We start from the raw sequence: 7,887 nt of genomic DNA on the forward strand, positions 1-7,887 counted from the left end.
GGGCGGCAGCTGGCGCGAGCGCCCCCGGAAGCCATCGAGAAGGGTCTGCATTGCGGCGAGCGAGACCTCCCCCGCCTCCGATTCAGAGAGCGTCTCGCCCGTCACATCCTGAGTATCGGTCACGCGTCCGAGCAAAAGCACCGCCCGATAGGTCTTCCGGCAATCCAGCAGATAGGGGAAAAGCTTCGTCGCCTGGCCGATACAGACAGGGAGCACGCCCTCCGCCATCGGATCGAGCGTCCCCGCATGCCCCACCTTGCTCTTCGGTGGAAGGAGGCGGCGCACCATCGCCACCACATCGTGCGAGGTGGGCCCCCCGTCCTTGAAGACATTCAGCACCCCGGAGAGCGTCATCCGCGCCCCTCCCCCGTCTCTTTTTCCTGGATGGAGTGCAGAAGCCGGTCGATCTCATCGCTGTAGGCGATGTGCCGATCGATCTCGAAACTCAGCCGTGGCGTTTTTTTCAGGCGAATGCGCTCTCCGATCCGCCCCTGGAGAAACCCCGTCGCCCGCTCGAGCCCCTCCAGCCCCTCCTGCACCTCTTTCTCATCGCCGTGGTCCTTGCCATAGCGGCTGAAATAGACTCGCGCGTTGTGCAAGTCCGGCGAAACCTCCACCCGGGTGATGACAATGTTCTCCACGCGCGGATCCTTCACCTCCCGCAGGAGCAGATCCGCCAACTCATTCCGAATCAAATCGGCCACACGTGCCGAACGGGGATAGGCCACTTTTTCTTCGCGCCTCGCTTTTCAAAAAACCTCGATCTGGAAATCCACGATGATCGCCATCCCCATTCCCTCGATGGCGTCCAGTACCTTGCGGAGTTGCCGCTCGGTCATCCGGCCTTCGTTGCTGACCGCGCTGACGCCGAGGCGGCAGAGCTGCCATTTGTCCTGATAGTCCACCTCGGCGACAGCCACGTTGAAGCGGTTCCGAAGGCGGGCGATGATGGATTTCACCACCTTCCGCTTGCTCTTGAGAGATTGGCTGTCATGGATTTGCAGATCCACGGTCAAAAGCCCGACGGCCGTCATGAAGGAAAGGCCTCCGGCGGAGGGAGCGAAACGAACATCTAGAGGGTACGGGCAACCTCTTCGGTCTCGAACAGCTCGATGATGTCCCCCTCCTTCAGGTCGTTGAATTTCTCCACTCCGATGCCGCACTCATAACCCGACTGCACCTCGTGGACATCATCCTTGAAGCGCCGGAGCGAGGAGATGCGGCTGGCATACACCACCACGTTGTCCCGGATCACGCGGGCTTCGGAATTCCGCTTTATCTTGCCGTCACTGACAAGGGTTCCCGCAATGGTTCCCACCCGGGGAACGTGAAAGACTTGCCGCACTTCGGCATGGGCGGTGACCACCTCGCGCCGGAAGGGCTCGAGAATCCCCTCAAGGGCCGCCTTCACCTCCCCAATCGCATCGTAAATTACAGAGTAGAGGCGGATGTCGACCGACTCCTTCTTGGCCGTCTCCTGGGCGCCGGGCGTCGGCCGGACGTTGAAGCCGACGATGACGGCCGAGGAGGCCGCCGCCAGCATCACGTCCGACTCGGTGATGCCGCCGGTCAGATAGTGCAGAATCCGCACTGCCACCTCCTCGTTGCCGAGTTTGCCCAGGCTCTCCCGGAGCGCCTCGATGCTCCCCTGGGTATCGGCCTTGACGATGAGATTCAGCTCTTTCAGCTTCCCCTCCTTCACCCCTGCCATGAAGCCCTCAAGACTGATCCGGGCTATCGGCCGGAGCGCGGCCACCCGCTCCCGGTGCTGGCGCTTGGCGCTGATCTCCCGGGCCGCACGCTCGTCATTGAGGACGATGAACTCATCCCCCGCGTCGGGAACTCCGTTGAAACCGACCACCTCGACTGGCGTCGAAGGCAGGCCCTCCTTGATCTTCAGGCCCTGATCGTTGATCAGCGCCCTGACCTTTCCATTCCACCTGCCCGCCACGAACGAGTCGCCGACCCTCAGCGTTCCCCGCTGGACAAGAACGGTGGCAACCGGCCCGCGGCCCCGATCAAGCTTGGCCTCGATCACCACCCCCAACCCCGGCCGGTTCGGGTTCGCCTTCAACTCCATCATCTCCGCCTGAAGGACCGCCAGTTCCAGAAGATCATCGATACCATCGCCCTGCTTCGCCGAGATGGGGCAGTAGACTGTATCGCCTCCCCATTCCTCGGGGATGAGGCCCAAGTCGGAAAGCTGCTGTTTCACCCGGTCGGGGTTCGCGTCCTGAAGATCCATCTTGTTCATAGCCACCATGATCTTCACACCCGCCGCCTTGGCATGGTCAATGGCTTCGCGCGTCTGGGGCATGACCCCCTCATTCGCCGCCACGACCAGGATCACCATATCTGTTACCTGCGCCCCGCGGGCGCGCATGGCCGTAAAGGCTTCATGGCCGGGGGTGTCGAGGAAAACGCAGGTGCCCTTTCCGGTCTTCACCCGGTAGGCGCCGATATGCTGCGTGATGCCGCCCGCCTCGCCCGCCATGACATTCGCGTTGCGGATGGCATCGAGAAGGCGGGTCTTCCCGTGGTCAACATGCCCCATGATCGTGATCACGGGTGCCCGGGTCTCGAGGTCCTCCGGCTTGTCGGCCTCCTGGATAAGAATGTCCTCGATTTTGTCCTTGGCGATTTCAACTTCATAGCCGAAAGTCTCGCAAACGATCGTTGCCATCGTGTTGTCCAAGGACTGGTTGATGGTGGTCATCTGGCCAAGCTTCATCAGCTCCTTGATGACCTCTGCCACGCGGACGCTGAGCTTGTCGGCCAGTTCCTTCACGGTGATCGTCTCACCGATGCGGACCCGCCCGCCGCGCGGGCGCGCGGGAGCTGGAGGCGCAGGGGCCGCCTCCGCCCGAGGGGGCGCCACTTTCTTCTTCGGCGGCTCCTCCCCCTTCGGCGCTTCTGCCACCGGCACCGGTGCCTCGACGGGGGCAGGAGCCTCTTTCTTTTTCGGGACTTTGGCCTTCAGGGGCGGCGCCTCTTCCGCAGCGGCGGGAGCGGCCTTTTTTTTCTTCGCCGGGGCCTTGGCTTTCTCCGTGGGGGCGACGTCCGCCTTCTTCGCGGGCGCCGCGGGCGTTGCCGCCTTCTTCTCCTTCGAGGCACTGAAGAGGGTCACGATGAGCTCGGCCGTTTCCTCATCGACCGTACTCATATGGCTTTTGACTTCGATCCCCTCGCCTTTGAGCTCCTCCACGAACGCTTTGTTCGCGTAACCGAGCTGTTTGGCCAGCTCATACACCCTGATTTTCGCCATTAATTCCTCAGTTTCAGGCCATAGTAATCACATTAGCATCTAACATCTAAAATACTGAAAATTCAGATGATATTCAACGAATTCCACTGCGAGACACTCAACGCCAGCGCCTCTTCCAGCGGCGGATCCGCCACAAAAAGCACGCCCGTGGGCTTGCGCCCGCTGGCCCGGCCGACATCCTCCATCCCCAGGGGAAGCGGGACGGGATTCATCGCCTTCTCCTCCATCTCCCTCCGGCTGTTCGGCGAAAGGTCGGACGCCAGAAACCATCTGCCCGCTTTTCCCGAAGCCCCCTCCCGAAGGGCGGCCTCCCGTCCTGTGGTGATCGTTCCCTTTCCGATGCCCGCCGCGAGCAGGCCCCGGATTCTGTTCTCCAGCGCTGCCCGAATCTGCGCGGCGAGGCTCTCCTCATCTGGCACCTGCACCGCGCGGCGAAGCACATGCGCCAGCAGGCCCGGCTTCATTGCCTGGCGGAGGCAGCTCCGCTCAAAACAGCAGTGCGCCCCCCGGCCCGGCAGTTGGCTCCCCAGTTCGGCGGCCACCTCTCCCCGGGGCGAGGCCGCCACTCGGAACATCCGGCCCGCGGGCATTTTTTTTCGACAGCCGACACACATTCTATCCGGCAAATCATCACCCAAAACGGAGGGCACACCCGCTTCTCAGCCGGCAGGCTCCTCGCTCGACTTCTCCGCCAGCGCCTCATTCTCTGCGGGGGCGTCCGAATCGGCAGCGGTCGCGTTCCCTCCCGCCTGATGCGCTACCGCCGCATCGATTAGAATCTGGGCCCGTTTCGGCCCGATGCCCGGAACCTCGCAAAGCTGCTCGACCGAAGCGACAGCCACCGAGGCAATGGTCCCGAAACCGTTTTCCGTCAACAGCAGGGACATCTTCTCGCCGACGACATCGAGGCTCTCCAGGCTCGGCCCTTCGTCCTCTTCCTTCGTCTTTTTGCCATCCGAGAGCACCTCAGAGAACGCCTGCTCGGCGATCATGCGCCGGTACTCGCTCTCACCCTTGAGATCGATTTTCCAGCCCAGAAGCTTCGCCGCGAGACGCACGTTCTGACCGCCTTTTCCGATGGCAAGCGAGAGCTGATCGTCCGGGACGAGAACCTCCATCCGGCCCTCGTTCTCGTGGAGAATGATGTGCTGAATCTTTGCCGGACTCAGCGCGTTTGCCGCGTATGTGCGGATGTCGTCGTTCCAAGCGATAATGTCTATCTTCTCTCCGCGCAACTCCTGCACGATGGCCTGCACCCGGCTGCCGCGCGTGCCGACACAGGCGCCGACCGGGTCAACGTCCCGATCGTGGCTTACCACCGCCAGCTTCGAGCGCCCGCTCGGCTCGCGGACGCAGCCCTTGATCTCGACGACGCCGTCGTAGACCTCGGGGACCTCCATTTCAAAGAGACGGATCAGCAGGCCGGGGCTGGTGCGGCTCAGGATGACCTGCGGCCCCTTGGTCACCTCGCGCACCTCGAGAATATAGGCGCGAATCCGGTCGCCGCGCTTATATATCTCGCGAAAAATCTGCTCCCGCCGCGGGAGCATCGCCTCCGCGCGGCCGATGTCGACATAGATGTTTCCGCGCTCCACCTGGGACACGGCCCCGGTGATGAGCTCGCCCTCTCTGTCCTTGAATTCCTCGTAGAGTTTTGCCCGCTCGGCCTCGCGCACCCGCTGGATGATGACCTGCTTGGCCATCTGGGCGGCGATTCTCCCCAAGCCCTCCGTTGCGAGGGAATAGCTGTAAGTGTCCCCTACCTGCAGATTGGGGTCTGCCTTTTTGGCTTCATCGAGCGCGACTTCAATGGTTTCGTCCTCGACGACGCGGACCACTTCCTTGCTCGCCGTCACGCAAAGCTCGCCCGAAGTGTTGTCGAACTCAACCGCGACGTTCTCCCCGAGGTTGTACTGCTTGCGCGCCGCCGAGGCGATGGCCTCCTTCAGCGTATCCTGGAGAATCTCCTTGGACACGCCCCGCTCCCTTTCCAGCTGGGAAAGGACTGCCAGCAGTTCCTGGCTCATGAGCGCGCCCCTCCGTCATCGCCCGCCTTGAATGCAGAACCTTCCGAAGCGTTCATCACCTGAAACTCCTTATCCCAATCCACGACCAGATTCGCCTTCTTGATGTTGTCCAGCGGAAAACTCCACTCCACGCCATCTTCGGCGAGAATGCGCAACTGCACGCCATCCACGCCCTGAATGTGGCCGGTGAGCTTCTGGTGGCCCTCTATGGCGCTCCGGAGCCGGATCTTCACCTTCTGACCCGAAAAACGGAAAAAATCGGCTGGTTTCCGGAGCGGCCGCTCGATGCCGGGGCTGGAGACCTCCAGTACGTACCGCTCCCCGAAATCCGGGTCCGCATCGAAATGGCACTCCAACTCGCGGCTGACCCGGGTGCAGTCCGCGAGGTCAACACCCTGGGACTTGTCGATAAATACCCGTATCAGGGGACGGCTTCCCTGGGCGCCCAACTCGACATCCACAAGCTCTATCCCTTGGGCCTTCAGGCACGCCTCGGCAAGCTCCCAAATCTTCTCCATTTTCAACGGTTGAACCATCGTATTGCGTTGTCCTCGCCGGGCGGGCTGCCGGGAATTCCTGAAAAAAAAGTGGGGCGCATAACTGGCCCCACATACCGTGCGAATGCCTAATGCAAGTCTAATCCCCTTGCCTTGAATGTGCAAGTAGCCTCCCCCGGCCCTTGCCCCCGAACGAAGCAGAAAAACCCCTACCAGCGGCCCTTTTCGTATCTTGCCGCTCTCCGACTGCCATGCTACCATTCAAAATGCTGTTGATTCGAGCCCGAAAGACACCTCTTTAGGGGATGAGCATGGCGAAATCGGATGCCCAGCGCCGCGCACTGGTCCGCGTAGACGACCACATTGACGTCAGCCACCGCCTGGTGACAAAGGCGGAGTTCGACACGCTGAGCCAGAAGATCATCAACCGCTCATCGCGCCAAGGCTCACTTGAATCCATCGAAGGGCTTCTCGAGTCGGCCGGCCGGAACGTAGACGGCAATTCGCCCACCTGGAAGGCCCTCCTGATACTCGACAAAAAGCTCGACTTCATCATCTCGGAGTTGCAGACGAAGACCCAGGCCAGCGACATCGAGTTCTTCCCCTCCGACGTGAATATCAGCGGATCCGGCATCCGCTTCGCAAGCCGCCAGCTCTACAAAAAAGGCGATCTCGTCTGGATTGTCATGCGGTATCCCACGGTGCCGGTCATGCAGGTCGAGGCCATCGGCGTCGTCACCCGCCTCGGCGCATCCATCAAATCACGAACCGAAACCCCATCGGTCCAGGTTTCCATTCAATACGAGGCCATCAACGAGCAGGATCGCGAAGAAATCTTGCGCTACACCTTCCAGCGCCAGCGCGTACTGCTCCGGTCTCAGCGGGACACCTAACCGGCCCACCGCTCCCTGACAGGAGATGCGTCTCTCCACCAGGGAGGGGTACGTTTTTACTGAACCTTCATTTTCCGGGAGAGCGCAACGACATGCCCGCCCTGAACCGGAAATCGGCACTCCACATCTATGAAACCATGGTGCGCATCCGCCGCTTCGAGGAGCGCTCCATCGCGCTTTTCCAGGCCGGGGAACTCTACGGCCATCTCCATCCCTACATCGGCGAGGAGGCCGTCGCCACCGGCGTCTGCGCCCACCTGACCCCCCAGGACCAGATCACCTCGACCCACCGCGGACACGGCCACATGATCGCCAAGGGGCTCGGCTTCGAGGGCATGTTCGCCGAGCTCTACGCCCGGCGGACGGGCTACTGCAAGGGCAAGGGGGGCTCCATGCACATCGCCGATCAGGACCTCGGCGTCCTCGGCGCGAACGGCATCGTCGGCGGCGGCATTCCCATCGCGGCCGGCGCCGCCCTCGGCATCCAGATGAAAAAGGAAAAACACGCTGTCGTCAGCTTCTTCGGCGACGGCGCAACCAACGAGGGCGCCTTCCACGAGGGAGTGAACCTCGCCGCCATCTGGAAGCTCCCCGTCGTCTTCGTCTGCGAGAACAACGGATTCGCCGAGAGCACCCCCCGCAGCTACCACCAGGCCATTCAGGATGTCGCCGACCGCGCGAAGGGCTACAACATTCCCGGCGTCACGGTGGACGGCATGGACCCGGCCGCCGTCTACGAAGTCGCCGGCGAGGCCATCCGAAGGGCCCGCGCGGGAAAGGGCCCCACTCTCGTCGAGGCCAAGACCATGCGCTTCGGGGGGCACTACCTCGGCGACCCCGGCACCGACTACGGCCACGACAAGGAAGTGAAAAAGTGGAAGCCCCGCGACCCGATCCCCAACTTCGCGGCCTCCCTCGAGAAAAAAAAATGGCTGAAGAAAGGCGACGCTGAGAAAATCCTCCAGCGCGTGAACGATGAAATCGAAAGCGCCGTCGAATTCGCCCGGCACAGCCCCGAGCCCTCCGAGGAGGAGGCGCTCACCGACATCTACGCCAACCTTTGAGCAGGACAGAAGAGAAACCCATGCGTACACTACTTTTCCGGGACGCCATCGCCGAAGCCCTCGGGCAGGAGATGGACCGCGACGAGACCGTTTTCCTCCTCGGCGAGGACATCGCCCAGTTCGGCGGCTCGTTCAACACCA

The 7,887-nt window shown here is 62.1% G+C and carries 10 protein-coding genes; 3 read left to right on the plus strand and 7 right to left on the minus strand.

The features are described 5' to 3' along the window. The 7 genes from O2807_08985 to O2807_09015 form a co-directional block, all read right to left on the minus strand. Positions 1-354 (minus strand): tRNA pseudouridine(55) synthase (locus O2807_08985; protein ID MDA1000629.1); only part of this gene is annotated, 354 nt, incomplete at its 3' end. Continuing rightward, entirely contained in the window at positions 351-728 is a 378-nt protein-coding gene (rbfA, locus tag O2807_08990; GenBank protein MDA1000630.1) for a 30S ribosome-binding factor RbfA, read from the minus strand. The genes O2807_08985 and rbfA, both read right to left, overlap by 4 nt. A gap of 21 nt (positions 729-749) precedes the next feature. After that, positions 750-1,034, minus strand: coding sequence for a DUF503 domain-containing protein (locus tag O2807_08995; protein ID MDA1000631.1), 285 nt, complete (start codon positions 1,032-1,034; stop codon positions 750-752). 38 nt (positions 1,035-1,072) lie between these two features. Then, complete coding sequence (gene infB, locus O2807_09000; protein ID MDA1000632.1) at positions 1,073-3,265, minus strand: translation initiation factor IF-2; 2,193 nt, start codon at positions 3,263-3,265, stop codon at positions 1,073-1,075. Between the two features lie 62 nt (positions 3,266-3,327). Next, positions 3,328-3,879: a YlxR family protein gene (locus O2807_09005; GenBank protein ID MDA1000633.1), complete on the minus strand. Its 552-nt coding sequence runs from the start codon at positions 3,877-3,879 to the stop codon at positions 3,328-3,330. A 45-nt stretch (positions 3,880-3,924) separates the two neighbouring features. Beyond that, complete coding sequence (gene nusA / locus O2807_09010; GenBank protein MDA1000634.1) at positions 3,925-5,292, minus strand: transcription termination factor NusA; 1,368 nt, start codon at positions 5,290-5,292, stop codon at positions 3,925-3,927. After that, entirely contained in the window at positions 5,289-5,828 is a 540-nt protein-coding gene (locus O2807_09015; protein ID MDA1000635.1) for a ribosome maturation factor RimP, read from the minus strand. The genes nusA and O2807_09015 overlap by 4 nt, the downstream gene beginning before the upstream one ends. 272 nt (positions 5,829-6,100) lie before the next feature. Between O2807_09015 and O2807_09020 the strand changes: the two genes are divergently transcribed. From O2807_09020 to O2807_09030, 3 genes are all read left to right on the plus strand, one after another. After that, positions 6,101-6,682, plus strand: coding sequence for a PilZ domain-containing protein (locus O2807_09020; protein MDA1000636.1), 582 nt, complete (start codon positions 6,101-6,103; stop codon positions 6,680-6,682). Between the two features lie 92 nt (positions 6,683-6,774). Further along, entirely contained in the window at positions 6,775-7,746 is a 972-nt protein-coding gene (locus tag O2807_09025; GenBank protein ID MDA1000637.1) for a thiamine pyrophosphate-dependent dehydrogenase E1 component subunit alpha, read from the plus strand. A gap of 20 nt (positions 7,747-7,766) precedes the next feature. Beyond that, a partial coding sequence (locus tag O2807_09030) for an alpha-ketoacid dehydrogenase subunit beta (protein ID MDA1000638.1) occupies positions 7,767-7,887 on the plus strand: 121 nt, incomplete at its 3' end.

The sequence above is a fragment of the bacterium genome, from assembly GCA_027622355.1.
Taxonomy (GTDB): Bacteria; UBA8248; UBA8248; order UBA8248; family UBA8248; genus JAQBZT01.